Here is a 26,332-nt window from a genome sequence, read left to right on the forward strand (position 1 = left end):
TTAAAAATATCTTAAAAAGGCTTTAGCCCATCACAGCATAGCGAAATAGATCATACCAACCATCGCGCCGGTTGTGCCGAGAATGGTTTCCATTACCGTCCAGGTTTTCAGCGTTTGCGCTTCTGTCGCACCAGTAAACTTACCGAATAACCAGAAACCAGAATCGTTCACATGGCTAAGAACCAAAGAGCCACCGGCGATACATACTGACAACGCCGCCATTTGCGCACCAGAATAACCCAGTTCACTAATCACTGGCAGAACCAACCCTACCGTGGTCAAGCACGCGACAGTTGCCGAACCCTGGATCACACGCACCGCACCTGACAAAATAAAACACGCCAGCGCGATTGGCAGGCCAGCACCGATCAACGCATTACCCAATGCAGGTCCAACCCCTGAATCCACCAGCACTTGTTTGAATACACCACCAGCACCTGTCACCAGCAAAATAATTCCCGCAGGTTGAATAGCGGCGGAGCAGATTTCCATGACCTTATCCTTACTCATACCGCGACGAATCGCCAACCCGTAAATCGCCACCAGACAAGCAAGCAAAATTGCAGTGAAAGGATGACCAAGCAATTCCAGCCAATGATATAGCGCTGATTGCTGCTCAACAAAACGTGCACCAATGGTTTTCAAGCCCACCAATATCAATGGGAACAATACCAATGCCAGGCTGAAAGCAAAGGAAGGCATCTGGCTTTTGCCAATGCTTGGTGTGCCCAGATCCTTGGGTAAATCCAGTGTCACATATTTGCTGATAAAGTTACCGTATATCGGGCCAGCCAATAACATGCCGGGAACGGCAGCACTCATGCCAATCAGGATCATCCAGCCAAAATCGGCTCCCATCTGGGAAGCCAGCATCATTGGAGTTGGCCCCGGAACCAAAAACGCGGCCGCGGCCGCAACACCGGCAAACAATGGAATCGCCAGTTTCACCATATTGCCATTGGTGCGACGCGCAACGGCAAATACCACGGCAATCAACAACACAACCGCCACATCAAAAAACAGGGGTAATGCACAGACAAGCCCGGCAACACCCAATGCATAGTTAGCCCGCTTTTCACCAAAGTTGCTCAGCAGTTTCACGGCAATCTGATCAAGGGCACCCGTTTCATGCAAGATCTTGCCAAACATTGCGCCAAGGGCTACAACAATGGCAAGAAAGCCTAAAGTGCCTGCCATACCATCCTGCATTGTCTGGGTGATTTTCTCCAGTGGCATGCCAGAAAAAATCCCTGCTCCCACGGAAACCAACATCAGGGCAATAAAAGCATGTAACCTGACTTTCATCACCAAAAACAATAACAGGAGGACAGAGCCGACAGCCGTCATAACCAGAGTTACAGTACTCATGAACATTCCTCACTAATACGGTTAATGGATTGGATATAGTCAATAGCTTTAATCGCATTTTTGATGACTTCATCAAGATCATTTTTTATATCAATAGGATGTACATCCTTTTCATCACTGGTCGGCTCTTCCAATGTCTCAAATTGTGAGATGAGCATTTGTGGTTTGAAGAAATGCCCCTTACGTGCTTTCAGACGACTTTCGATTAAGTCAAAATCCCCCTTCATATAGAGAAACGACAGGTTTTGATTGCCATCACGTAACATATCCCGATAACTTTTTTTCAAGGCAGAACACACGAGCAGGGAGATTGGATTGGTGCGTTGCATGGCAAAAATAGCGTCATTGAGTGCCTTCAGCCACGGCCTACGATCATCATCATTCAAGGCGTGGCCCTGTGCCATTTTTGTAATATTGGCACGGGGATGAAGGAAGTCCCCATCTAGAAATGCAGTCCCTAATTCACGGGCAACACCATTGGCAACCGCGGATTTACCGCTGCCGGATACCCCCATCAATACAAAAACGTGGTTTTGTTGTTGGGTATCACTCATATCAAACTCCTTTACACAGATCTTGCTGCTTATATATCCATTTGATTTACAATAAAAAATTAGCAGGGATAAATTATCCATCAAATGTTACCAGTAACTTATTACCGGTAACATTAGCAGCAGAGCTGGAGGGTGAGCAATCAATCAGAACTATCAAAAAAGGAAAATGTGAGGCTTATCGCAATTGAAAATGGGAAAACATCATTTTGAACTAAAAAGATTAAACACTTTCACCCAATGAAAGAGTAAACCCAACATCGATCAGCGTTTGTTCCAGCTTCTCCCCTCTCAGACGAGCAAGCAAGGATTCCGCTGCCTTGCGTCCCATTAAGTCACGAGGAGTCAACACGCTGGCAAGCCTGGGAGTCATTACCTGACCGACATCATGACCATGAAAGCCAGCTATCGCAATCTCTTCCGGTACTTTAATCCCTTGTCGCTGGCACTCGAAAATCGCCCCAATGGCAATATCATCATTCGTACAAAACAGGCCATCAATTTCGGGATATTTCTGGCAGGATTCCTGCAAAAGCTGCGCGCCTAATGAATAGGAAGAGCTGGCTGGTGTCATTATTTTTTTCGGTTGAAGCCCAGCATTGAACATCGCCGTTTCAAACCCTTGCAAACGGAGCATCGTTCGTTCATCCTGCCGTGCACCGAGATAAATAATGTTTTTGCAACCGCGTTCGATCATCGCCATCGTCATCTGACGAGCCGCTGCAAAATTATCGATCCCTACTGCAATATCAAGGCAAGGCGATACACTATCCATCAATTCGACAACAGGAATGCCTACTGTCTGTAATACCTTTAACGTTTTGGGAGTATGCGTGCGTTCTGCCAGAATCAGGCCATCAATATTGTAAGCAAGCAGGGAGAGCAAACGTTCTTCTTCTTTCTGGGCGGAATAGCCATAGTGGGCGAGCATGGTCTGATATCCATTGCGATCAGTCACATGCTCGATGCCGCGAATAACTTCAGCGAAGACCTGATTGGTCAATGAAGGAAGCAAAACACCTATTGCACGGCTGGTGGAATTGGAAAGAATATCGGGCACACGGTTGGGAATATAACCTAGTTGTTCCACAGCTTCCGCTATTCGTATTCCCAACGCTTCAGAAACCTGATCGGGATTACGTAAAAAACGGCTGACCGTCATTTTTGTGACCCCAACGAGGTCAGCAACATCTTGTAGAGCTGGGCGTTTCTTCTTCATTATTTTCAACGTAATGTAATCAGTTATTGATAGGTACAGAGGAATAACTCGCGGTTTTAACATATTTATACATCATTACAACACGCTTTCTAGTGAAAAATGCCAATATGTGACGACTTACACGCGCTTGAATGAATATTCCAACATGTTGGTGGATATCCCGCAGCTCAATGCAATAGTTTTCAGACCCTTACTCTCCTTGTTGTCGAGTTAAGACTAACAGGTTCTTTTGCGATTTCAGCAATGGGAATCTCATAAATTGATAAGTAAGAGTCAAAAATATGAATGAAATGTGCTCTGAATTACAGATGATAAATATCTAACCCTATATACTAACAGACTTAATTAGAGATAATTCATCCTAAAAGCCTCCTGATTAGCAAGATCCGCCGTAAATCCTCGCTCAATGCGGGAGGGAATATAAGGCGAAAAGTCCGTAGGGCTTTAAAACATGTCATTCCGGCGTATTTTGACTGGCAACGTAGGCTTTAAGCGTTTCTATCGTTGCCCCTCCAGCGCTACAGGCGAAGTACGATCTTGACCACTACAGTTCTCTATTTCAAAACAATATAATCACTCGGAGAAATTTTTTGAGCACTAACAATGTAACAGAAACAATTTACTGGAATCGCATGGTGCCAGAGCTTACTGTGAGCGATTTTTCTGCTTCACTCAATTTCTATCATAAAATATTGGGTTTCGAAATATTAATCCGACGAGAAGAACCCGATTTTGTTTATTTGGGCTTAGGTGAAGCACAATTAATGCTGGAAGCATTTCATGATAATGGTTGGAATACCGGAGAACTCAATAAACCATTAGGGCGCGGTATTAATTTTCAAATTGAAGTCGATGATATTACGTCAATTCTGGCAAATATTGTAATTAACAACATAGAACTTTATCTTCCACTGGAAGATAATTATTACTGTATAGGAGATACCAATGTCTGTCAGAGAGAATTCCTCGTTCAAGATCCAGATGGTTATTTACTTCGATTTAGCCAATATATAGAACACAAAGAAGAATATTAATAATTCATTATGTAATCAATAAATTGCTGCTTATCTGTATCGAATTTATGCGGAACTCCCTTTGGTTTTTTGTAGCTGAAACTCTGGCGGTGACGCCATTTCGTCATTCCGCCCACGCTGAAAGAAACCTGCCAACGTGCTCGGACATAGGCCACAATTTGAGTGGCCGTATGCATCAAATTTGCCGTCAGATAATCAATCAGGCCGGCAGTTTTTTCGGCAGAGAGATGGCTTTCAGAACCGCCATTTTCTGGGGTGAACTTTTTCTGGGCGATGAAATCTTTTAGGTGACGGCTTACCGTACTTTCATGAATACGTAAGGCTTGGGCAATCATCTGAAATGTCCAGCCCTCTGATACCAAAAGCACAGCCTTGATGCGATCTTGATCCGCTCTCCCTCTAGATAAAAAACGCAAAGGCCTCATGAAAGTTTATCATTTTTAGAGAGAGAACCTGCCTCTATTCGGGCAATGTTGGGTAGAAAAAAGATTAGAAAACACTATTTTTTAATGGAGATAGATAATCAACTGGCAAGTGCGCTAGAAGTTACTCGAAATGATAAGATAGGTTCAGTAGCCTTTTCTCCTCCTCAAGAACAGTTTAGCGGTAGAAAAATTGTCTGTTGAATAATTCAGACAGGGCTAGATAAAAGTATGAACGGATGTGCAAAAGCCATCCCGTTGTTCATTGAAGATAAATAGGATTTATGTTGCTTTGAAAAATCAGTGTATGAATCCACGTTCAATACACTTCGGTGGCAATATAAAAACACCTTTTGGGCGTACTTTTAGTTTAAGAGACCTTCATTGCCAGACGAGGGGTTAGGTGTCCTGACAATATCTGCTTCCAAAGGGGGGGCAGATGTACCGCAATGTTTGCTCTCCCTTGCAGGCTACGGGAGTTTTGGCTCGCCACACGAAGGCGATCTTTGCAGGCGATGAGATCATTAATATACAAGCAAGATATTAGTGGTTTAACAAGGTGAGGTCAAATGTGAGACTATTTTTGATATCTTAAATTTTAACTTGTTGGGTATTGTATCTAGCTCACGTATTTCTATTTTCTCTAGTGCGATGGGAATTGCTGAGGTTAGCAGCCCTTGTTGCTTTCGACTTAATGGCAAACTTAATTGTCCAGCGCCGATTTATTGGCATCTATGGCCTTAGTACTACAGCTGTAAGATTCATAGAATCAATATGCTACTTGGTAAGCATTTGCATAATTTCAATCTATTGTATGAAGCAGACACCTCATTAAAATGATCAGTACGGCTGTGGTATTAGAGCATGTTCAGAGCTGTCTTTGCATTGTATCCCTATCTTGAAGTGAAAATATCAACCTCTATGATAGCGACTAAAATTAGTGCCATATATGGACGGCCTCGGTTGCGCCATAGAGGTTTCAACCGAGGTGGATCCTGAATCAGAGGTAGTCCACGGCTAGAATCTGTGACTCTGGCTCTATAGCATAAAAAGCATGTGGTACCCATGAATCTATGTAGATTGAATCGCCAGATTCCAAATTGGCGTGTCGATTATTACCTGCAGCATTCTGCCAAATTATTCCTACTGTCCCTGACAGCACATACACGATCTCTTTCACTTGATGCCCGGTATTTGGCCGGGCTTGATGTCGGGTGCTTAATGGTGTGGTTCGTAATACCAATAGATTAGGATCCAGTGATGTAGTAAGTACATGACGGTAATGGTAGCCACCATGGAGTAAGTCACCTTTGATACGTGTGTACAGGTTATCCTTGCGAGTGATGGTAACTAGTTCGTTCTGTGCCGTGTTTTCTCTATTATATGCTGCAATATACTCACTAGCCGATAAAGAAGTGTGTCGGCTTAAGGCGAAAAGTTGATCGAAATTTTTGATCTCCACACTGTCATCGCTGACGTAAACCAAATGGTCAATGTCTGTCAGTACCATTTTGCGGCGAGCCAACAACTGCTCAATAGTTTTCCGATAAAAGGTTAACGATGTCATATTTTACACACCTCTCTGCACTAGACTGTCATACAGGAGACAAACAGCCTGATATGATAAATCACCTTTTTTCAATATGGCTACTTCGCGCACTAGTGCTAGTAAATCTCCCAGTTTCTCTTCATCCCAAGAATGCCCCTGATAACCGAGAGCATACTTCAGTGATGCTTTTCCAGAATGTTTGCCAATAACGATTCTCCGTTCGCCATTGACCATTTCCGGATCTATCGGCTCAAATGTGGAACCATTTTTCAACGTACCGTTGGCGTGAATACCTGATTCATGGGCGAATACGTTGCTACCAGTAATCGGTTGCCAAGGGTATATTTTAACACCTGCTGCATTAGCAATTTGTTGAGCTAGTGTTTTCAGGTGGGTAGTATTAATTCCCAAATCAACACCGTAATGGATAAGCAGAGTCATTACGGTTTGCGCCATATCAGGCATCCCTGCACGTTCACCAATGCCGTTAATAGTGGTGTGGAAGTAGCGTGCACCAGCACATAGCCCTGCGATGGTATTGGCAACACCATAACCAAAGTCATTATGGGCGTGACATTGGGTATCAATAGACACTTTCTGGATTAGTTGTTCAATGATGTAACCATATTGCTGTGGAGTAAGGATACCTACTGTATCAGATAGTCGGAGGCGGTCGGCTCCTGCCTCTTTAACCGCAGCAGCATATTCTATAACAAAATCAAGCTCGGAACGGCCAACATCCTCAGCGCTAATGGAAACAAATGCTCCTCGTTGTTTAGCATAATCTACTAGCTGACAGGCCTGATTAACCAGCCAAGAACGACTTTTAGCCAAGCTATTGTCAAGATGGATTGACGAGGTTGGTAGTCCAATATGAATATGGTTAAATCCTAGATCTAGCGAAGCGGCAATGTCTTCCTTCACTCCACGATTCCAGCCTATAAGGTGAATATCGCTGTCCTCAACACGCTCCAACATCATACGCAATGTGCGGCTTTCACTACCACCCATGGCGTTTATACCTGCTTCAATCCACTTCACACCACTGCTAATCAATGCATCGAGAATAGCCAGCTTTTCTTCACCAGTGAAGGCAATACCGGGAGCCTGCTCTCCATCGCGGAGCGTGGTATCTTCAAGAATAATATTATGATTAATGGTCATTTAATTTCTTTTCCTCATTAATAAAATTGAAATACTCACACTGATCCTGCTCATCACCATATTTTTCCCACACGCGGTGGAATAGCCCAATCGCCGTGTTTGATATTGGATAATGTTTAGAAGTATCAGCCAAGCTACTTGCTAAACATAAATCCTTACAACGAACTGCCAACGACACATCACTCGGTTTTAAGCTATTTGTGAGGAAACTCAGAGCCACATCCATATAGGCTGAACGCCCACGGCAGGTAGTCAGAACACTGTGTAATTCATCCAAAGCGATACCGTGTGCCAGGCCTATATTCAATACTTCAAATGCTCCCAGTAAATTGATGCTTTCAGCTAGATTATTAATTATTTTTAATTTTTGAGCATCGGAGTGATTTGTTAACCAAGTGATTTTATCTGCAAACTTGCTGATAACGGGTTCAATTACCGCACGAACCTTAGGCTGCACGGCTACAATTGCTGCTAACGTACCTTTATTCGCTCCTTCCACACCGCCAGAAACCGGACAGGATATATATATATGTCCCTTTGCCTCAGCAAGATGAGCATTATAAGCGGCACTTTCTGGAGAGATAGTGCTGGTATCTATAATCATGCAACCAGGGTGACAATGATACAGCAGACTAGACTTGCTATCGGTCAGCAGTGTCTCGGTCACTTGTTCCCCCGAAAGACATAAAAAAATGATGTTGCATACAGCACCAAGTTCTGCTGGGGAGTTACACCACACTGCACCTTTATCCAGCAGGTTTATTGCCTTTTCTGGTGTACGGTTATAAACACGTAGAGTAATATCGTGGGACAGCAGTCGTAAACATATCGCTTGTCCCATACGGCCTAAACCAATAAATCCGATATTGTGCATGTTGCCATTCCTGAGTCAAATGAATGCACAGGGTGGTGAATACTATATTCACTTCATACGGAGGCATCTGCGTCTTCAATGCATTCTGGCACTGACTGCACAGTTCAATTCGTGCAATACTATGGAGCCCACATTCATACGAAGTGAAATACTGTTTCCATCACGCATTAATTTCTGTAATTAACTGTAATTTTTCACAGTTTTCCTAGTGCAATTCATAACGGCTGTCTTTATTATTGTACGATATACAGCGCCTCAGTTTTGTCCGAGGCACTGGAAAAAATAATCATCGGAGACATTATTCATAATTAATGGCAATGATCTCAGATTTTTCCTGTTTTGAATGGTTAGTGAAACTATGCGGCACAAACGGGGTAATAAAAATAGAGTCCCCCTCATTTAGTATTTCTTCATGCTGCTGCTGTGCATCATCCAGCCATTGTACTCGTACTGTACCGCGTGTCACATACACTACTTCTCGTGTGCCATGACCGGAATTCAGTCGTAGTGGCTGGGTTTCATTACTATGTAGATCTAGACGTAATGCCATTAATCCAGGATCTGCTTTGGTGGTTACTAGGTGGTGATAGGTGTAATAATGCACACCATCACGAATTTCATCACGGCTAAATGTTTCATTACGGCGGGCAATTTTTACCCCATCATCCAGATCTCTGTCCTGCGCTTCCCGGTAAAACATGCTTAGCGGTACAGCAATATGATCGGAAAAATCACTCAGTGCCTGAAATGAAGGGAAAACGACGCTATCATTATGAATCTCTGCAATCCCTGTCAGCTGCTCCAGCGTCATTTTGCGGCTGGAGAGAATGGAAGAGATGTTTTGTTTCGAGAAAGATATATTTTGTGTATTCATGATAGATTCCTAAGCCATAATAGTAGTACGGTAGATTTTAGACATTTCAACCAGACGTTTACTAAAATCTGAAAAATAGTGATACTGTTGATTCCTACGGAAGGCATATCGAAGCGGATGCTGATCTCCGCACTCGTTCTCGCTCAGGATGCTATGACAAGCACCTATTTGAATATAAGTATGGGCATCGGAGCCACCAGTGGTTGGTAGACCATATTTCTGCGCCAATGTAATATATTGTTCTGCGTTGGACAGATCTTTGGCAGGCACTTCAATGGCACTGACGTAACGTGCTAGTTCATCATGGTCAGGATAGGTTTTATTCGGCCAGAAAATATGATGTGCCACCAAAGTAAACCAATCACCATGTGTGGAAAGCGCATCATGTAATCCTGCTAGAGTATAGGCTCCGGCATTATGATTAAGTTTCAGCAACGTATTCAGTGATGTATGAACGCCAATATTTGTACCATTGACAAGCTGTAATTCTGCTCCAGGGTACAGCTTTATTCCCTGACGGGTTAAAATATATTCTGGAAATATTTCAGCATGAAGTAAATTATCAATAAATAACTCACGCATTAAATTATCATAGCCGACAGCTTCAATATGTTCGGTAATACATAATGCAGATATTTGACTAGTTTGGGCAATATCTAGAATATTATTAATTGACTGAATATCGACTGTTGTTTGTTTTTTTGCTCACCAATAAATGAACATGGGTATCTATTTTCATCAGTGTTTAAATCTCACAGGTTATGGTTGAAAAACATCAGCGAAAATTAAAGTTTGAGGCCATATTTATGTTCTGCAGTTTTCAGTTCTTCATAATCCAGAATATTAAAAACTTCGCTCAAGCTGGAGATCTGAGAATCAATATAGTGAATGCTTTGTTGTTCCTTAATCTCACGAGCAATGTTTTTCATATTATGTAGTGACGCACGCATCAAATGGTTAGCACAAATATAAAGTGAAACACCTACCTGCTCTAATGTTTCCAGTGCTAGCGTTGTATATGTGGTAGGGGCGACAATCAGAGGACAGCGACGGTTCCATTTTTTTGCAAAATCTATAATTTCCATACCGTCACTTTTCTTTGAATGAATGAATATTGCATCAGCACCAGCGACATGGTAGCGTTCTGCACGCTCCAATGCGGCATCCATATCCATCCCAGCAATCAATGCCTCGGTACGAGCAATTACAACAAAATCATCGTTGGTTTTGGTATCTTGTGCCGCTTTAATTTTGCCGATGAACTCATTACATGGTGTAAGGGTATGTTCACCATTGATAAAGGAGTTCATTTTAGGGAATAACTTATCTTCGATGGATATACCAGCTATACCGTAATGTGATAGACGTTTAACGATGTGACGAACATTGTTGAAATTTCCGTAACCTGAGTCACCATCAAACAGGATAGGTATATTTACCGCATCATATATTAACTCGACAATATTGATTATTTGGCTCCAAGATGCTTCATTGCAATCTCTTAGACCCATAGAACTGGAAATAGATAAACCAGAGGCCCATATTGCTGCATAATTAGCTTCTTCAACCACGCGAGCAGACAGCCCATTATGAGCCTCTAATATCAGTTCGAGTCTGTTATCATTCAATAAGTTTCTGAATGTTTTTGCGGGATTCATAGTGACATTTCTCTTTAAGCTTCTGACTTTTTAAGTCAATAGGGTTATAATTTATATTAAAAAATATCATTTAGAATAAAATTTATATATGAAATATGCATAATGCATTTCATTTTTATGTTTTAGTTAAAAAATCCAAATATACATAACCAAATTGTTAATCAATTGTCAAAACATTAAACAACTATTTTTTATAGGGGTAATAAAATTATAAAAATTCACGAGTTACGATTGACATTAAAAATATGGCTGATTTTTTCTCGGTTACTTTTACCTTCATGGTGAAATAATTTCATTCCTAATTAAAATGGAATAATACTTTATATCTTAGTCATCTGAGGTAAATAATATCGGTGATTTTGCTTAAAATGGAATCTTATGCCAAAGAACGTGTTAAATGGGAAAATACCAATTGAGTTGAAGACTAAATTGGCTAGTGCATTACATTTATTAAATTAATATAGGGTTTAATTAGGCCAACTTTATTGTCTGTAAAAATAAAATTGGCTTTATGATTTTTGTAAATTTTTATATATCCTATATGTTTTAACTAATTTTGTTTTTTACTTTATTAACAGTTAAGATAAATGCAATAGAGTTTATTACTGATGTGATTAATAACAAAGAGAAGGCAATTATTATTTCTACCATATTTATATTTATAAAAACAGTGTATAAAAGAATTATTGTTGTTATAAGAACATAAATTCCTGATTGCATTCCGAGGGTATAAAGGGGATTTTTAGAATATAATCCTAAGTAGGAAAAAAAATAGGCTGCATGATCATGTTTGCTAAAAATATTAGAAGCATAAAAAATACATATAATATTCCAGATCCTATGTTTATAGAAATTAAGCATAATACTAGAGAGAACAATTGTATCATGTTTCCTATTATGATTTTTCTTTCAATCTTGGCAGACTTAGTTATTTTTTTACTAACAATAGCACAGGGGAGCCATATTATTAATAATATTATATACATTTGAGTCATATCAATGTAATTAAAGTACATTACTCGTATTGCTGGCATTATCATTAGCAATAAAAAAAAGCAAACATTTATTGTTACTAAGTTTAAAAAAGAGAAGGTAACTATATAATTGCTTTTTTTATGCGATGTTGTTGGTAGTTCTTCCTTTTTTTTAATAGTTGTTTTTTTATTTCTAAATAAGAAAATAGTAAGGGATATTATGTATATAACTGAGGAAAACAAATCTGCAGATGTACGATTGTTTAAATTAAGTATGGAGAATGTAATTGGAATTAAAAATGGAAGGCATAATAAAGCAAGACTTAAAATAGAAAAGCTTTTGTGTGTTTTTTTTTCGTTTCCTTCTGTTATAAGAGTGTTTCTTCCTAATATGACGGTAAATCCGCTCATAACTCCCCATATAACTCTATGGATTGCATCAGCCCAAACTGATATAGTCATCCATTCTTTTGAAAATAGAAGGCAGTTTATTGTTGCTAATAATAGGGATAATATAAAAATATTTTCTTTTAAAAAAATACTTTTTATCTTACGAATAAAAAAAGATATTGTCATACAACCTATAGATAACCCTATCAAATAAGAAAATATTGGAATGTAGGTATTTAATATTGTTCCGCCTTCTTTTAATGTTGTCTCTATCCAAATAGTTAATCCTGATGAGCCAGTTATATTGGCTATGCTTAATAATATACTCAGTGTGACTGCTTTATTGTTTATCACTGTTATTGTTTCCTTTGTTTATTTATTTAAAGGTCCACATTAATGTGGAAGAAGATTTTTTCGCTTTCGAAAGGATTTTTGTTATATGTTAGTTAGTTGCTCGCGTGTTTAATACAGTTTTGTTGATGTGTTTTATTATCTAATTTTATTGAATTTTAAAATAGGATTCTTTACCCACAGTAACCGTGCCAAAAATATGAAGTTTCGATCTGACTTTTGACTTAATAGTATTATTCATATGAGGAATTTGTAAATTTGTTTTTTTCAATAAATGATCAAACTACTCTATTGTGTCCTACCAAGGGCTGATTCCCGTAGAAAAAGGAATGATATCTTAAGTTATAGTGGCTTGTAATTGAAAGTAACTCTCACTGGAGAAAACTGATTGCTAGTCAGAAAGAGTTTTTTGCTTAATTTAATAAGGTAATAACCATTTTGGCTATGCAGATTGACACTGACGCGCTGCTCTTGTCATCTCCGTGCTACCGGGCTAATACATTAACCCGATAGTACGGAGAGCTGAAAAACACCTGCCATAAAAAATAGTTCCTCACCTGTGCCTCACTTTTCTCCTCACTTTTTATTTTCCTCACTGCGAAAACAGGTGAGGAATTGATAATTTTTTATCCTTAAAAATCAATGCGTTTTATGCTCCTCACTTTTTCTGTATATAGGCGAGAAAAGTGAGGAATTTGGAGAGGCACAAATTTCTTTTCCTCACCATTCCTCACTTTCTGACTCACTTTTTAATCTTCAATATTCTGGTTAACAATGCTGAGTTCCTGCCCGTGGCGGGTAATCAGTCCGTCCTGTTCTAACTTGGTCAACCAGCGGCTGAAATTCTTCACATTCACGCCCATCGATTTTAAATCATCACGCACAAGGGCAATACTGCAAGGTTCTTTCAAAGCAGTGCGCGACCGGATACACTGCCATAGTGCCGTATGGTTATCGGTTTTATTGGCGACATGATCGATTTCTTCCTCCTCAACCGGATCACGTGGCTTGTCAACCAGAACCAGTGAGGTAATATCCTCACCATCTTTATCGGTAAAAAGTTCAACTACGCGCATGTCATAAGCTTTGGTTTCCGGTTCTTCGGCATCTTTCATTTTGGTGCAGGTGATAACCAGCGCACCGCCTTTTTTTCCTTCCCGATTGATCCGATATTCAACATCCAGCGCCGCACGAAAGGCACTGGAACCTCTTGCGCCTTTGCTTTCATCCTTGCCGGAATGGTGAACCACGAGAATGCTTGCGCCTGTTTTAGCTTTCAGCTCGTCACAACCCCGGACAAACGCGCCCATATCTTTTGAATCATTTTCATCCGCGCCGCCAAAACAGTGGGCTAACGTATCCAGAATAATCAGGCGGACAGGCTGGCCTGTTTCGGTTTCAACCTGTTGGGCGGCAATCACCAGCTCGTGCACTTCGGCAGGCGAGGCCGGAAAAACGGGCGTATTGATCAGATACATATTTTCAACCGTCTGGTTGTTGACGATTTCCCATGCTTTGATGCGCCGTGGCACGCCGATCCCACCTTCACCGACCACATACAGTACAGCACCCTGAGCAACCGATTTTCCAGCCCATGCCTTACCTGTAGCAATATGACAGCCCCACGCCCCTGCCAGAAAACTTTTATATGAACCGCTCGCCCCGTAAATGATGCACAGGGAATGCGCCGGAATAATCCCCTTAACCACGTAGTCTAACTGCGCATCAAAGCCCTCAGAGCCGACTGACAGAGGTAATTTTGTTTTGCGATTTGGATAAATGCTCCCGACGTTGTCATAACGACGGGTTTCTATTGCATCGCTGCTTATCGGTTCCCTCACCTGATATAACGCCTGACTGAATGCCTGCTGTGCTGCCTCAATGCCATGCTGTTGGCGATAATCATCCCAGTCGGCTTTATGCGCTGTCGGTGGTAACGAGATCCAGCCATTCACCGCCAGCGCTGCTTTCTCTGCCGAGAGCTTGCCGATATTTACTTTGGGTTTGCCGTGTGTATCCAGTTCATCAGGATGATGCCAGTCATTGTCTGCGGCAATAATGATTTTTACGTCCGGCTAGCGTTCCCGAACGGCTTTGGCGACAGAAAATAAATTGCCTGCATCCAGTGCCGCCATAGTGCTGCCTTGATGTAACTGGTTAACGGTCAGGGCTGTGGCGTAACCTTCGGTAATGATCACCGTGTCGGGATATGCCTCCAGTTCTGACAAAGCAATAAACGCGCCTTTTTTCTGGCTACCGGACAATAATTTTTTCTCGCCATTGGGTTTGATGATCTGCGCACCGGTGATTTTTTTATCCAGTGTTGTCAGAGGCAATAAAACCGAATTATCAGACAGTAACCGCTGATTAGGACAATGCAGCCCTTTTGTAGTCAGATAAGGCGACTGCCCAGCGACAGTCTGTGCCGTCAATGCAGCGACTTTTTCGGCAATGGCCTGTGTGGGATAAGTGATTTCTTTGGCGGGCTTGAGTTCTGGTAAAGGCAATGCTTGCACGTTGGCAATAACTTTTGCTGCTTCAAGAATCGAGATCCCATTAGTTTTTGCCACTAAATCCAGTCCATCGCCATAGTTCGGGGCATCACACTGGCGGCAGTGCCAGTTGCCGTGATGATGGTCGTCGATAAAGTGAAAGCGGTCAGTGCCGCCGCAGACCGGACAGGCTCCATGCTTTCCCTTTGCCGGAATAGTAATACCACAAGCTTGCAGCAGGTTTTGCCACGAATACATCGCGGATATTTTTACGGTCTGGATAAGATCAAGCGGTTTTGGATTGCCCACTGTTTTTTGAACTGTAAATTTAGGGCGAGTTTGGGTATGCTGTGTATCAGCCATCGTTTTTACCTCACTTAAACGGTTTTGGTTAAACGCCTCAGATGTGTCCGACCACACTGGGGCGTTGTGTTTTATATTCTGTTTCTTATGTCATAGTCTTTTTTGTGTTATGCCGCCCGCGATTCTGCGATACGTTGTGCGATCCAGTTATCAATTTCTGCTTCGATAAAGGCGACTGAGCGTGGGCCGATTTTGACCTGCTTCGGGAATTCGCCATCGCTAATCAGTTTGTAAATCCACGCTTTGCTGTAACCCGTTCTGCGTTGTACTTCCGGCAAACGGATCAGACTGGTTTTCAATGTTGTCACTGTCATATTTAATTCTCCTGTTACCGAGTCCTTGAGCGCTCATCGTGGACGTTATTTGATGACAGGCGGATTATTTAAAAAGCCAAACTAAATGAACAGCGTTAATTGTTTTTCTCCCGATGAAAATTAATTTTTAGGTTGCATTATCGACTTTTTCTGTCGCGCAGTGGTTTAGCGAAGTCATACGGTGTGATGGATTTTTCCCGGTTTGCGTCCAGATAATCTGCCCACCACTGCACCATCAGCCGCCGTTCGTCCAGATGTTTGGAGGTGTGAATATACGCGGCTCTAACGTTGTTGCGTTCGATATGGCTTAACTGGCGCTCGATGGCGTCATCACTCCACAGGCCGGATTCACCCATTGCACCACGCGCCATTGTGCGGAAACCATGCCCGCAGACTTCGGTTTGGGTATCGTAGCCCATCGCCCGTAATGCCTTATTAACGGTGTTTTCACTCATGACTTTCGCGGAATTATGATCGCTGGGGAACATCACTTCGCAGTTGCCGCTCAGTTCCTGCAACGTGTTGATAAGCAAAACAGCCTGACGGCTTAACGGCACGATGTGATCGGTTTTCATTTTCATGCCGCGCTCAGAAAAGCGAACGCCTTTAATAGGTTGTCTTGTGGCGGGAATTTTCCACACCGCATTTTCAAGGTCGATTTCCTGCCAGCGGGCGAATCTCAGCTCACTGGAACGGACAAACGTCAGCAGTGCCAGTTCTACCGCGATTTTGGTCAGCAGGCGCCCGCGATAAACAGACAATCGGTTCAGGAAATCCGGTAAATCTTCATGAGGCAGGGCAGGGTGATGGCGTGATTTTACGGTGGAAAGTGCGCCCGCCATATCACTGGCAGGGCTGGATTCGAGGATATCATTCTGGACGGCATAACGCATGATAGCCGTAACACGTTGTTGCAATCGCTGGGCAATGTTGTGTTTGCCCGCATCATCAATGGCTTTGATGGGGGCTAAAAGCTGGCTGGTTCTTAACGTAGTAATATCGAGCTTGCCAATCTGCGGGAAAATAGACTGCTCAAGGCTGCGTAACACTGTTTGGCTATGTCTGTCGCTCCAGCGTTTGTTGCTGGCATGCCATGCGCGGGCGACTTCTTCAAACGAATTGACTTTGGCGGGCGTTGGTGTGCCTTTTTTCTCCGCTTTGGGATCGATACCCTGAGCCATCAGTTTTTTGGCTTCATCCCGTTTAGCGCGGGCATCGGCTAATGATACCGCCGGATAAACACCGAATGCCAATCGGTCTTCTTTTTTATCGGTCGGACGGTAATACTTCATCCGCCAGTATTTCGAGCCGCGTGACGTGACTTCTAAATAGAGACCACCGCCATCGGCAAGTTTGTAGGTTTTTTCTTTGGGCTTTGCAGTGTCGATTTGCCGGGCGTTTAGTTTCATTATTAAGGGCATCTTTGTAATCGAACGGTAAGTGCCCCGAATTATGCCCTTCGCTGCATCTTGATTGCAACAGACGAAACTAGACCTAAAAATAAGAATGAATGTTGATTTTGCTGGATTTAGCAGGAATTGTTTGACTGGGCTGGACTTCACTGGAAGTTGAAGTGGTGCCCGGAGGCGGAATCGAACCACCGACACGGGGATTTTCAATCCCCTGCTCTACCGACTGAGCTATCCGGGCTAACGGGGCGCATTAAACCGTATTCAGCCCAATCCGTCAAACACTTTCTGCGAAAAAACCATAAAAATTGATTGATTGCTGTATTTTTATACCGATTCAGTGTGGTTATTCAGCTAATGCCGTTTTTTATTAACTTAACGCCCCATTTTTTCGGCATTTTGCGATGGTTAGAATATCTTGAGCTAGCAATTTCGCGGTAATCACATCTTCAAGGTTTCTTTTCACTAATAGCTTACTAAGACACCCCTCAAGGATAAGTTCCATCTGTTGGGCGACTTGCTTACTGTCGTCAATATCAAGTTGTTGTAATAATTCTTCTGTGTAATGGAAAGAGTTTTGTTTTTGTAATTCTGCTAATTGATGGATTGGATGGTTAACATCAGGAAAAGTGCTGCAAGCAGCAATAAACAGGCAGCCTGGATAACGTTGTTCCTGTACTTTTTCCTTGAGAGCGTCGTAGCGTGCCAGTAATTTTTGCTCAGGGCTTAGGGCTTCAGCCAACAGGGTTTGGCGTTGCCAGATTTCAATCTGCTGGCTGTGGTGGCGCAGGCAGTCGTAGAGTAAGGCTTCACGATCAGGCCAAAAATGTTTTATATAGCTGATATCAATATCGATAGGATCTAAAAGTGTCTCGAGTGTCGCTGACAGGCCATGTTGCTCCAATAAGTTCAGGACATGACTAAGGACATATTCACGTTGCACGGTAGCTCTCCTTCCAGATTATTTTTATTGTAGATGTTGTAATTGCTGTACATGCTGGTTAAAACGCTGGGCGTCCATGAATCCATTGACTCGCTCATCGGTTAGCTCTTTTCCCTTATCGAAAAATAAGATAGTGGGAAGTCCCAGCACTTGCAGTTTTTGCAACAATTCTTTTTGTTTTGGGGCGTTGTCTGTGACATCTGCCTGTAACAAGAGAAATTGGCTTAATTGTGCCTGTACTTGTGGATCACTGAAAGTATATTTTTCAAACTCCTTGCAGGCTACACACCATTCAGCATAGAGATCCAACATAATCGGCCGCTGATGATTTTTAGCCAGAATTTGACTTAACTCTTGCCAATCAGAGATTTGTTGAAATTTTAAAGTGGCTTTTTGCTGTTCTGTTGCCGGACTTCCCCATACCCAATCTTGCAAAGGACGTGAAGCGATGAGTGCCGAAGCCAGCAAGATGACTTGTAAAGTCCGCACCCAGCCGTTTTTGCTGTTTAAGGTTAATACGAATGCCCAACCAAGGAAAGAAACTGCCAATAGGCTCCATAATTTTATGCCCCATGTGTCACCCAGTACGCGCTCCAACAGGAAGACTGGCAGGGCCAATATAATGAATCCAAAAGCTTCCTTGACGTATTGCATCCACGGGCCGCTGCGTGGCAGGAGTTTGTGCCCAAATAGTGTGACGGCGATAAGCGGTAAGCCCATTCCCAAGGCGTAGAGGTACAAGGTCAAGCCGCCGACCAATGTATTACCGCTTTGGGCGATATAAAGCAAAATAGCACTGAGTGGTGCGGTCGTGCAGGGAGAGGCGATTAATCCTGCCAAGGCTCCCATCATAAATACGCCAATGTAAGAGCCGCTTTGCTGTTGGTTGCTCCAATCCACGAGGCGAGTCTGGAGTGAAGAAGGAAGTTGTAATGTATATAGACCAAACATTGATAAGGCGAGCAAGATAAACAGCACTGACAGCCCTACGAGAATGTAAGGGTTTTGCAGGGCAGCCTGAAATTGTAAGCCAGCCGCCGCGACGACTAAACCAAGTACGGTGTAAGTGAGCGCCATTCCCTGAACGTAACTCATAGCGAGCCAAAATATCCGTTTTAGGCTTTCAGGACGTTTTTGGCCCAAAATAATGCTGGAAATCAGCGGATACATGGGCAGTATGCAGGGAGTAAAAGCAATACCAATACCAATTAATAACGCCCAGAGTGGTGAAAAGGGCACATCATGGGATTCCGAAGGTATATCTCCCTGTTGCTGAGGTGACTGTAACGAGCTGTCTTCTTTATTATTTGTCGCTATGTTGGTTGGTGTTGCGGTTTCATTGCCTGATAGGGGGGAAGCAACAACGGCTTGCAATGGTACACTTAAGGTTTCAGGTGGATAACAATAACCCGCTTCTGCACATCCTTGATATGTGACCTGGAGAGAGCCGTCGTTGGTGGCAGACAGAATGGGAATATCAATCTGTGCCGATTGAAAATAGACTTCTGTCTTGCCAAAAAACTCATCTTCATGCTCTACACCTTTAGCGTATGTAATTTTACCCAATGATGTTTCTTGATTAGGAATGATGTTGAATTGTTTTCGATAAAGGTAATAACCGGGTTTAATATCCCAGTTCAACGTGAGTTTATTTCCTTGTTGCTGAAAATCAAACATAAATGCCTGATCAGCAGGAAGGTAGAGACTTTTCCCCGCTTGCTCAAACAGTGCGCTGGCTTTGTCAGGAGACAGCGCAATACCACTGAACAATAGAAACAAAATAAGAATACGTTTCATCATAAGATAATCTTTAACCTGCCTGTATCGTAAGTTTGATTTGGGAAATTTATTGGAATCTGCACTATAACTGATGATGCTTATAGCAGAAAGTCACTTGTTCAATATTAAGACAATACTGGGTTTTTGACAGGAAAAGATAGGCAAGGAAGGACGTTTCAGGGGCTGGTATGCCCCTGAAATAATGATGTCAAACAATCGAAATTGTAAAGTTACAAGATAATACCGCCAAACAGGAAACCGAATGTGACCGCCAATACAACGGCAAGGGTTCCCGGAATAAAGAATGGATGATTGAAGACGAAACGCCCGATACGAGTGGTTCCGGTATCATCCATCTGTACGGCGGCAACTAATGTTGGATAAGTTGGCAGAATAAACAGACCAGACACCGCAGAAAACGAAGCAATCGCTGTTAATGGCGTGACACTCAATGCCAGAGCCATTGGCATCAGTGCCTTAGCCGTTGCTGCTTGTGAATAGAGCAAGGCTGAACAGAAGAAGAAAATGATTGCCAGCAGCCACGGTTGAGCATGAATCAAACTGCCCGCAGTTTCTTTTATCCAAGCGAGATTGGCCTGTACAAAAGTATCTCCCAGCCATGCAACCCCTAAGATACAAATACATGCGCTCATGCCAGCTTTGAAAGTGCTTGAGTTCAGGATGGCATCGGTATCGACGGAGCAAATAATGGTGGTGAGAGTAGCGATACTGAGCATGATGATCAAAATCGCATTTGTGGTGTTCATCAGGGGTTTTTCAACCAGACCGACACTTGGGCTATTGATAATCGCATAAATAACAACACTCACGACACCCAGCAGGAACAACAGAACAGAGCATTTTGCTTTGGGTCTGATTTGAATCTGGCTGGCACCACGCATTTCTATCAGGCCATCTTCAAGGCGTTTTTGGTAAACAGGATCATTCGACAGTTTGGCATCAAAAAGCCATGAAATAATGAATGACATGAGGATGATGGCACAAAATGTTGAAGGCAGTAATACCATTAACAGGTGGATGTAGCTAATGCCTTGTCCTTCCATAATCGACGCCATATAAACCACTGCCGCAGAAATAGGCGAAGCAGTGATCCCAATTTGGGCAGCGACAACGGCTGTAGAGAGTGGACGGCATGGTTTTATGCCTTGTTCTTTGGCAACTTCAGTAATAACAGGCAATGTTGCCAGTGAGATGTTCCCTGTACCTGCAAATAGCGTCAGAAAATAAGTGACGATCGGTGCAAGGATTGTGATGTATTTGGGATTCTTACGCAGTAATTTTTCAGTTTGCTGAACGAGATAATCTAATCCCCCAGCCACTTGCATAGCTGATATCGCAGCAATGACGGCCATGATAATTGAAATAACATCAAATGGAATACTGCCTGGTTTAACACCGATGGCGGCGAGGACGAGAACACCAATTCCACCGGCAAAGCCAATACCAATTCCCCCTAGTCGTGCTCCCAAAAAAATGGCCAGCAGAACGATAGCTAATTCTACGGCTAACATGTTAAATACTCCTTCATTTATTTAGTATTATGAAAATCTATGGTTAATAATTTGTGTTTGCGGAAAATTAAAAAGGCACGCTTCCGGTTGGAATAGCGTGCCTTAATAATTAAGACGAACTTGTTATTATAATCATTAATTAGTCATCAAAACGTTTTGCTTTATAAGTTGGATGTTTTAGGTTCTCAACGGAGAAAATATCATCTAATTCAGTTTCGGTCAGTAAACCGCGCTCAAGCACCACTTCACGGACGCTTTTGCCCGTTTCAGCACAGATCTTGCCCACGATATCGCCATTGTGGTGACCAATAAATGGGTTCAGATAAGTCACGATCCCGATGGAGTTGAATACGAAACTTTCACAGACTTCTTTATTGGCAGTAATACCGTTGATACATTTTTCAACCAGATTACGGCATGCATTGCTCAGGATAGATATAGATTCAAACATAGCCTGACCAATCGCAGGTTCCATTACGTTAAGCTGTAACTGACCGGCTTCTGCTGCCATCGTGACACAGGTATCGTTACCGATGACTTTGAAGCAAACCTGATTAACAACTTCTGGCACAACAGGGTTAACTTTTGCTGGCATGATGGAGGAACCTGCCTGCAATTCTGGTAGGTTGATTTCATTCAGGCCAGCACGAGGGCCGGAAGAGAGCAGACGCAAGTCATTACAAATCTTGGACATCTTAACTGCCAGACGCTTCAACGCACTGTGAACCATGACGTAAGCGCCACAGTCCGAGGTAGCTTCTATCAAATCTTCCGCGGGTTGGCAAGGTAATCCTGTGACTTCGGCCAATTTTTCAACGACCAGTTTTTGGTAACCTGGTGCAGTATTCAGGCCTGTACCGATAGCAGTTGCGCCAAGGTTTACTTCCAATAGCAGCTCTGCCGTGCGATTGATGTTTTTGATCTCTTCTTTCAACAGCACGGAAAAAGCACGGAATTCTTGACCCAGTGTCATTGGAACCGCATCTTGTAGTTGGGTACGGCCCATTTTCAGGATGTCGTCGAATTCAACACCTTTTTTGTCGAAACCTTCTTTTAGCAATTCGATGGAATCAATTAAGTGCATCAAGGAGTTATAAACCGCAATACGGAAGCCTGTAGGGTAAGCGTCATTGGTTGATTGGCTTCTGTTCAGGTGATCATTTGGATTCAGGTACTCATATTCGCCTTTTTGATGTCCCATCAACTCCAGGCCGATATTTGCCAGCACCTCATTCGTGTTCATGTTCAGTGAGGTACCGGCACCACCCTGAAAGACATCAACAGGGAATTGATCCATACATTTGCCTTTAATGAGAACTTCATCACAGGCTTTGACAATGATATCTGCCACTTTTCCAGAAATAGTATGGAGTTCTTTGTTTGCCAGTGCCGCGGCTTTTTTCACCATCACCATGCCGCGGATGAATTCAGGCACATTGTTGATGGTACGGTCACTGATATAAAAGTTTTCAATCGCACGCAGAGTGTGAATACCGTAGTAGGCTTCAGCAGGAACTTCTCGTTTACCTAACAGGTCTTCTTCGATACGAATGTTGTTTGACATGAGAACCTTCTTAAAATTAGATACGTTTTTTGACTGTTCTATTACGTGTTTGTTGAAAAATAATGTTGCCGACAACAATTTCCTTGATATTAGACACTTATCATGAAATTGCTGGCGCGATCATATGTGGATTTGTCAGAAATGCCTTGAACCTGGATCACTTTATAGTGCTATTTTATTAATGAAATACCATATGTGTGACCAAGGTCACGATTACGGAGAGAAAAAGTTAAGAGTTAGAAGTATTGAAAATGATCACGATTATCCCCACATGTGTTATCTAACACCATATTATGTGATCTAATCCTCAATAATAATGAAAGGAGAACCACGTGCGTTGGCTCCCGCTTATTCTTATATGCCTTCTGGTTTACATCGAGTCTGTCCTGTTTGTTTGGATTGCCTCTGAAGTTGGGGTCTTGTTGACTCTGTTATTGGTTATTCTTACGTCTTGTCTTGGTGTATCCCTTGTGCGTAATCAAGGCATCAAGAATTTTATCTCTATGCAGCAAAAACTTGTAGTCGGTGAGAATCCTGCGGAAGAAGCTGTCAAAAGTGTTTCTCTGGTCATAGCTGGATTTTTGCTGATATTGCCCGGTTTTTTCACCGATTTTCTCGGATTACTGTTGTTATTGGCTCCCGTACAGAAACTGCTGACCGCGAAGTTATTGCCTCATATTAAGTTTTACCGCCCGAATACTTTTTATGGTTCTGGTAATTATGATGGCGGTTATGGTCATAACGGGCAGACTTTTGAGGGCGAATATGAACGCAGGCAAGATGGCGCTTCCCGTATATCGGATGACCAAAAATCCACTGAGCAAAAGCATTATGGTGAGCCTGGCAGTGAACGCAATAAGAAATGATGGCTTGCTTTGGCTGAAATTTCAGTGAGTAAGAAAAAAGTAAAATATTTTTGTTATCCACCCTTGAAGTCATGATCTCAAGCCCCAATTTGTAGCTTCGTGATACTGGTTCTGTTGGGTTCTGGTATCAATCCTCTTACCTGATATGGACTTTATTTATAGGAGATCTATCAATGAAAATTCGTCCATTACATGACCGCGTTATCATCAAGCGTACAGAAGTTGAGTCAAAATCCGCTGGTGGTATTGTTTTGACGGGCTCTGCTGCGGGCAAATCTACCCGTGGAAAAATTTTGGCAGTCGGCAATGGTCGCATCCTAGAAAATGGGGAAGTGAAAGCGCTGGATGTAAAAGTGGGTGATACCGTTATTTTTAATGAAGGTTACGGCGTTAAAACAGAAAAGATCGATAATGAAGAAGTATTGATCATGTCTGAAAGCGACATTCTGGCAATTGTTGAAGCGTAATTGAGAATCTTATTACGCTTAGATCTTCTTAATTGAACGAATTTAAAGGAAAGACACAATGGCAGCTAAAGACGTAAAATTTGGTAATGATGCTCGCAGCAAAATGCTACGCGGTGTGAATGTACTGGCTGATGCAGTTAAAGTGACCCTGGGTCCTAAAGGCCGTAATGTAGTTTTGGATAAATCTTTCGGTGCGCCTGTCATCACTAAAGACGGTGTATCTGTAGCACGTGAAATCGAATTGGAAGACAAATTCGAGAACATGGGTGCTCAGATGGTTAAAGAAGTCGCTTCTAAAGCTAATGATGCGGCAGGTGATGGTACCACCACAGCAACCGTATTGGCTCAAGCTATTGTCACCGAAGGTCTGAAAGCTGTTGCTGCTGGCATGAACCCAATGGATCTGAAACGCGGTATCGATAAAGCAGTTATTTCCGCTGTTGATGAACTGAAAAAACTGTCCGTACCTTGCTCTGATTCCACTGCTATTGCACAGGTTGGTACTATCTCTGCAAACTCCGACGAAACCGTAGGTAAACTGATCGCAGAAGCGATGGACAAAGTCGGTAAAGAAGGTGTAATCACCGTTGAAGAAGGTACTGGCCTGGAAGACGAACTGGATGTTGTTGAAGGTATGCAGTTCGACCGTGGTTACCTGTCTCCTTATTTCATCAACAAACCAGAAGCAGGTTCTGTTGAACTGGAAAACCCATACATCCTGCTGGTTGATAAGAAAATCTCCAACATCCGTGAACTGTTGCCAGTTCTGGAAGGCGTCGCTAAGGCAAGCAAGCCTTTGATGATTATCGCCGAAGATGTTGAAGGTGAAGCACTGGCAACTCTGGTTGTTAACAACATGCGTGGTATCGTGAAAGTTGCTGCGGTTAAAGCACCTGGCTTCGGTGATCGCCGTAAAGCCATGTTGCAAGATATCGCTACCCTGACCAACGGTACTGTTATCTCTGAAGAGATTGGTCTGGAGCTGGAAAAAGCGACTCTGGAAGATCTGGGCCAAGCAAAACGTGTTGTTATCAACAAAGACACCACAACTATCATTGATGGTGTAGGTGAAGAAAGCGCAATTGCTGCACGTGTTACTCAGATCCGTCAGCAAATCGAAGAATCGACTTCTGATTATGACCGTGAAAAACTGCAAGAGCGTGTCGCTAAACTGGCAGGCGGTGTTGCTGTAATCAAAGTAGGTGCAGCAACTGAAGTTGAAATGAAAGAAAAACGTGCTCGCGTTGATGATGCACTGCATGCAACTCGTGCGGCTGTAGAAGAAGGTGTTGTTGCTGGTGGTGGTGTTGCTCTGGTTCGTGTTGCCAGCGCGATCACTGACCTGACTGGTGACAACGAAGATCAGAACGTTGGTATTCGCGTTGCACTGCGTGCAATGGAAGCGCCAATGCGTCAGATCGTAGACAACGCAGGTGAAGAACCTTCTGTTGTTGTAAACAACGTGAAAGCAGGTAAAGACAACTACGGTTATAACGCTGCAACTGAACAGTACGGCGATATGATCGAAATGGGTATCTTGGATCCAACTAAGGTAACCCGTTCTGCACTGCAATTCGCAGCTTCTATCGCTGGTTTGATGATCACTACCGAAGCAATGGTGACTGAACTGCCTAAAGATGACAAAGCTGACTTAGGCGCTGCTGGTGGCATGGGCGGCATGGGCGGAATGGGCGGCATGATGTAATGCTGTTCATCCTGATGATGGCATCGTCCATCTGTTAGGATAAGCCTTTAAAGGCGAGCAGGGAAAACTTGCTCGCCTTTTTATTGTTCTTATAACTAATGAGGGAAGTCATGCGAATTAAAATTTTGTTTGGTGCGTCAGTATTACTGTTGGCAGGGTGCACCACAACTCATCAATTAACCTCCGCTGGCGCTAATGTGCGTTTTGCGGACACTCAACCAAGAAGTGAATGCCAGCGGTTAGGTGAAGTGACTGGCACTCAAAGCAACTGGCTCAATGGCGTTAGCAATGAGAGCAGTTCTATGCGCAGTGCAGCCAATGACTTACGTAATAAAGCGGCTGAAATGGGCGGCAATGTTATTTATGGGATAAATAGTCCATCAGAGGGATTGATGGCAAGTTTTGTCCCCCTCGATAGCAAAATGGTTGGCCAGGTCTATAAGTGCCCTTAGGTATTAATCGATGGGCCT

General features: G+C 42.8%; 23 protein-coding genes, 1 tRNA gene and 2 pseudogenes. 5 read left to right on the top strand and 21 right to left on the bottom strand.

Translation table 11 applies throughout. The annotated features are described in order from the left end of the window. Nucleotides 1–30 precede the first annotated feature (30 nt). The 4 genes and pseudogenes from gntU to ACE1SE_RS02605 all read right to left on the bottom strand — a co-directional run. Nucleotides 31–1,368: a gluconate transporter gene (gene gntU / locus ACE1SE_RS02590; protein WP_374052518.1), complete on the bottom strand. Its 1,338-nt coding sequence runs from the start codon at nt 1,366–1,368 to the stop codon at nt 31–33. Next, entirely contained in the window at nt 1,365–1,922 is a 558-nt protein-coding gene (gntK, locus tag ACE1SE_RS02595) for a gluconokinase (RefSeq protein WP_374052519.1), read from the bottom strand. The genes gntU and gntK overlap by 4 nt, the downstream gene beginning before the upstream one ends. A gap of 220 nt (nt 1,923–2,142) precedes the next feature. Beyond that, nucleotides 2,143–3,138 (bottom strand): gluconate operon transcriptional repressor GntR, encoded by a 996-nt coding sequence (gntR, locus tag ACE1SE_RS02600; protein ID WP_374052520.1) that lies wholly within the window; start codon nt 3,136–3,138, stop codon nt 2,143–2,145. Between the two features lie 454 nt (nt 3,139–3,592). Then, nucleotides 3,593–3,682 (bottom strand): annotated as a pseudogene (locus ACE1SE_RS02605) (transposase); the annotation flags it as partial. Nucleotides 3,683–3,770: 88 nt separating this feature from the next. On the opposite strand from ACE1SE_RS02605, the gene ACE1SE_RS02610 reads away from it, so the two are divergent. Continuing rightward, nucleotides 3,771–4,172 (top strand): bleomycin resistance protein, encoded by a 402-nt coding sequence (locus ACE1SE_RS02610; protein WP_374053575.1) that lies wholly within the window; start codon nt 3,771–3,773, stop codon nt 4,170–4,172. Between the two features lie 23 nt (nt 4,173–4,195). On the opposite strand, the pseudogene ACE1SE_RS02615 reads toward ACE1SE_RS02610, so the two are convergent. From ACE1SE_RS02615 to aspA, 17 genes and pseudogenes are all read right to left on the bottom strand, one after another. Then, a pseudogene (locus ACE1SE_RS02615) lies at nt 4,196–4,558 on the bottom strand (winged helix-turn-helix domain-containing protein); the annotation flags it as partial. 1,036 nt (nt 4,559–5,594) lie between these two features. Then, nucleotides 5,595–6,161 carry a cupin domain-containing protein gene (locus tag ACE1SE_RS02620; RefSeq protein ID WP_374052521.1) on the bottom strand — a complete coding sequence of 189 codons (567 nt, stop codon included), beginning with the start codon at nt 6,159–6,161 and terminating at the stop codon, nt 5,595–5,597. A gap of 3 nt (nt 6,162–6,164) precedes the next feature. After that, the gene (locus ACE1SE_RS02625) at nt 6,165–7,307 is read right to left on the bottom strand and encodes a hydroxymethylglutaryl-CoA lyase-like TIM-barrel protein (protein ID WP_374052522.1); all 1,143 of its coding nucleotides are present in this window, start codon (nt 7,305–7,307) and stop codon (nt 6,165–6,167) included. Then, nucleotides 7,297–8,181, bottom strand: a complete 885-nt coding sequence (locus ACE1SE_RS02630; protein ID WP_374052523.1) for an NAD(P)-dependent oxidoreductase — start codon at nt 8,179–8,181, stop codon at nt 7,297–7,299. Before ACE1SE_RS02630 ends, ACE1SE_RS02625 begins: the two co-directional genes overlap by 11 nt. Before the next feature lie 298 nt (nt 8,182–8,479). Next, nucleotides 8,480–9,055 carry a cupin domain-containing protein gene (locus ACE1SE_RS02635; protein ID WP_374052524.1) on the bottom strand — a complete coding sequence of 192 codons (576 nt, stop codon included), beginning with the start codon at nt 9,053–9,055 and terminating at the stop codon, nt 8,480–8,482. 9 nt (nt 9,056–9,064) lie between these two features. Beyond that, nucleotides 9,065–9,637, bottom strand: coding sequence for a PHP-associated domain-containing protein (locus ACE1SE_RS02640; protein ID WP_374052525.1), 573 nt, complete (start codon nt 9,635–9,637; stop codon nt 9,065–9,067). A 203-nt stretch (nt 9,638–9,840) separates the two neighbouring features. Beyond that, nucleotides 9,841–10,713, bottom strand: coding sequence for a phosphoenolpyruvate mutase (gene aepX, locus ACE1SE_RS02645; protein WP_374052526.1), 873 nt, complete (start codon nt 10,711–10,713; stop codon nt 9,841–9,843). Between the two features lie 755 nt (nt 10,714–11,468). After that, a complete protein-coding gene (locus ACE1SE_RS02650) occupies nt 11,469–12,431 on the bottom strand; it encodes an MFS transporter (RefSeq protein WP_374052527.1) in 963 nt (320 codons plus the stop codon). Nucleotides 12,432–13,177: 746 nt separating this feature from the next. Further along, nucleotides 13,178–14,383 carry a helicase RepA family protein gene (locus tag ACE1SE_RS02655; RefSeq protein ID WP_374052528.1) on the bottom strand — a complete coding sequence of 402 codons (1,206 nt, stop codon included), beginning with the start codon at nt 14,381–14,383 and terminating at the stop codon, nt 13,178–13,180. A 120-nt stretch (nt 14,384–14,503) separates the two neighbouring features. Next, a complete protein-coding gene (locus ACE1SE_RS02660; RefSeq protein ID WP_374052529.1) occupies nt 14,504–15,283 on the bottom strand; it encodes a primase-helicase zinc-binding domain-containing protein in 780 nt (259 codons plus the stop codon). A gap of 107 nt (nt 15,284–15,390) precedes the next feature. After that, the gene (locus ACE1SE_RS02665) at nt 15,391–15,597 is read right to left on the bottom strand and encodes a helix-turn-helix transcriptional regulator (RefSeq protein WP_374052530.1); all 207 of its coding nucleotides are present in this window, start codon (nt 15,595–15,597) and stop codon (nt 15,391–15,393) included. 137 nt (nt 15,598–15,734) lie between these two features. Further along, complete coding sequence (locus ACE1SE_RS02670) at nt 15,735–17,006, bottom strand: tyrosine-type recombinase/integrase (protein ID WP_374052531.1); 1,272 nt, start codon at nt 17,004–17,006, stop codon at nt 15,735–15,737. Nucleotides 17,007–17,171: 165 nt separating this feature from the next. Then, a tRNA-Phe gene (locus ACE1SE_RS02675) sits at nt 17,172–17,247 on the bottom strand. 129 nt (nt 17,248–17,376) lie between these two features. Beyond that, nucleotides 17,377–17,949 carry a division control transcriptional repressor DicD gene (gene dicD, locus ACE1SE_RS02680; RefSeq protein ID WP_374052532.1) on the bottom strand — a complete coding sequence of 191 codons (573 nt, stop codon included), beginning with the start codon at nt 17,947–17,949 and terminating at the stop codon, nt 17,377–17,379. Nucleotides 17,950–17,973: 24 nt separating this feature from the next. Next, on the bottom strand, nt 17,974–19,749 hold the full coding sequence (locus ACE1SE_RS02685; protein WP_374052533.1) for a protein-disulfide reductase DsbD: 1,776 nt from the start codon (nt 19,747–19,749) through the stop codon (nt 17,974–17,976). 209 nt (nt 19,750–19,958) lie between these two features. Continuing rightward, nucleotides 19,959–21,260 (bottom strand): anaerobic C4-dicarboxylate transporter, encoded by a 1,302-nt coding sequence (locus tag ACE1SE_RS02690; protein WP_374052534.1) that lies wholly within the window; start codon nt 21,258–21,260, stop codon nt 19,959–19,961. 139 nt (nt 21,261–21,399) lie between these two features. Then, on the bottom strand, nt 21,400–22,824 hold the full coding sequence (aspA, locus tag ACE1SE_RS02695; protein WP_374052535.1) for an aspartate ammonia-lyase: 1,425 nt from the start codon (nt 22,822–22,824) through the stop codon (nt 21,400–21,402). A 332-nt stretch (nt 22,825–23,156) separates the two neighbouring features. On the opposite strand from aspA, the gene ACE1SE_RS02700 reads away from it, so the two are divergent. The 4 genes from ACE1SE_RS02700 to ACE1SE_RS02715 all read left to right on the top strand — a co-directional run bounded on the left by ACE1SE_RS02700 (nt 23,157) and on the right by ACE1SE_RS02715 (nt 26,314). Continuing rightward, nucleotides 23,157–23,690 carry an FxsA family protein gene (locus tag ACE1SE_RS02700; protein ID WP_374052536.1) on the top strand — a complete coding sequence of 178 codons (534 nt, stop codon included), beginning with the start codon at nt 23,157–23,159 and terminating at the stop codon, nt 23,688–23,690. 173 nt (nt 23,691–23,863) lie between these two features. Continuing rightward, nucleotides 23,864–24,157, top strand: a complete 294-nt coding sequence (locus ACE1SE_RS02705) for a co-chaperone GroES (protein WP_193850876.1) — start codon at nt 23,864–23,866, stop codon at nt 24,155–24,157. Between the two features lie 58 nt (nt 24,158–24,215). Next, nucleotides 24,216–25,862 (top strand): chaperonin GroEL, encoded by a 1,647-nt coding sequence (gene groL, locus ACE1SE_RS02710; protein WP_374052537.1) that lies wholly within the window; start codon nt 24,216–24,218, stop codon nt 25,860–25,862. A 110-nt stretch (nt 25,863–25,972) separates the two neighbouring features. Next, nucleotides 25,973–26,314 carry a DUF4156 domain-containing protein gene (locus ACE1SE_RS02715; protein ID WP_374052538.1) on the top strand — a complete coding sequence of 114 codons (342 nt, stop codon included), beginning with the start codon at nt 25,973–25,975 and terminating at the stop codon, nt 26,312–26,314. The last annotated feature ends 18 nt before the right edge of the window (nt 26,315–26,332 follow it).

Source organism: Xenorhabdus taiwanensis, assembly GCF_036512875.1.
GTDB classification, from domain to species: Bacteria; Pseudomonadota; Gammaproteobacteria; order Enterobacterales; family Enterobacteriaceae; genus Xenorhabdus; species Xenorhabdus taiwanensis.

Coding starts and splice junctions, on each gene's coding strand:
- gntU (WP_374052518.1), bottom strand. CDS start 1,368: ATGAGTACTGTAACTCTGGTTATGACGGCTGTCGGCTCTGTCCTCCTG.
- gntK (WP_374052519.1), bottom strand. CDS start 1,922: ATGAGTGATACCCAACAACAAAACCACGTTTTTGTATTGATGGGGGTA.
- gntR (WP_374052520.1), bottom strand. CDS start 3,138: ATGAAGAAGAAACGCCCAGCTCTACAAGATGTTGCTGACCTCGTTGGG.
- ACE1SE_RS02610 (WP_374053575.1), top strand. CDS start 3,771: ATGGTGCCAGAGCTTACTGTGAGCGATTTTTCTGCTTCACTCAATTTC.
- ACE1SE_RS02620 (WP_374052521.1), bottom strand. CDS start 6,161: ATGACATCGTTAACCTTTTATCGGAAAACTATTGAGCAGTTGTTGGCT.
- ACE1SE_RS02625 (WP_374052522.1), bottom strand. CDS start 7,307: ATGACCATTAATCATAATATTATTCTTGAAGATACCACGCTCCGCGAT.
- ACE1SE_RS02630 (WP_374052523.1), bottom strand. CDS start 8,181: ATGCACAATATCGGATTTATTGGTTTAGGCCGTATGGGACAAGCGATA.
- ACE1SE_RS02635 (WP_374052524.1), bottom strand. CDS start 9,055: ATGAATACACAAAATATATCTTTCTCGAAACAAAACATCTCTTCCATT.
- ACE1SE_RS02640 (WP_374052525.1), bottom strand. CDS start 9,637: ATGCGTGAGTTATTTATTGATAATTTACTTCATGCTGAAATATTTCCA.
- aepX (WP_374052526.1), bottom strand. CDS start 10,713: ATGAATCCCGCAAAAACATTCAGAAACTTATTGAATGATAACAGACTC.
- ACE1SE_RS02660 (WP_374052529.1), bottom strand. CDS start 15,283: ATGGCTGATACACAGCATACCCAAACTCGCCCTAAATTTACAGTTCAA.
- ACE1SE_RS02665 (WP_374052530.1), bottom strand. CDS start 15,597: ATGACAGTGACAACATTGAAAACCAGTCTGATCCGTTTGCCGGAAGTA.
- ACE1SE_RS02670 (WP_374052531.1), bottom strand. CDS start 17,006: ATGAAACTAAACGCCCGGCAAATCGACACTGCAAAGCCCAAAGAAAAA.
- ACE1SE_RS02685 (WP_374052533.1), bottom strand. CDS start 19,749: ATGATGAAACGTATTCTTATTTTGTTTCTATTGTTCAGTGGTATTGCG.
- ACE1SE_RS02690 (WP_374052534.1), bottom strand. CDS start 21,260: ATGTTAGCCGTAGAATTAGCTATCGTTCTGCTGGCCATTTTTTTGGGA.
- aspA (WP_374052535.1), bottom strand. CDS start 22,824: ATGTCAAACAACATTCGTATCGAAGAAGACCTGTTAGGTAAACGAGAA.
- ACE1SE_RS02705 (WP_193850876.1), top strand. CDS start 23,864: ATGAAAATTCGTCCATTACATGACCGCGTTATCATCAAGCGTACAGAA.
- groL (WP_374052537.1), top strand. CDS start 24,216: ATGGCAGCTAAAGACGTAAAATTTGGTAATGATGCTCGCAGCAAAATG.
- ACE1SE_RS02715 (WP_374052538.1), top strand. CDS start 25,973: ATGCGAATTAAAATTTTGTTTGGTGCGTCAGTATTACTGTTGGCAGGG.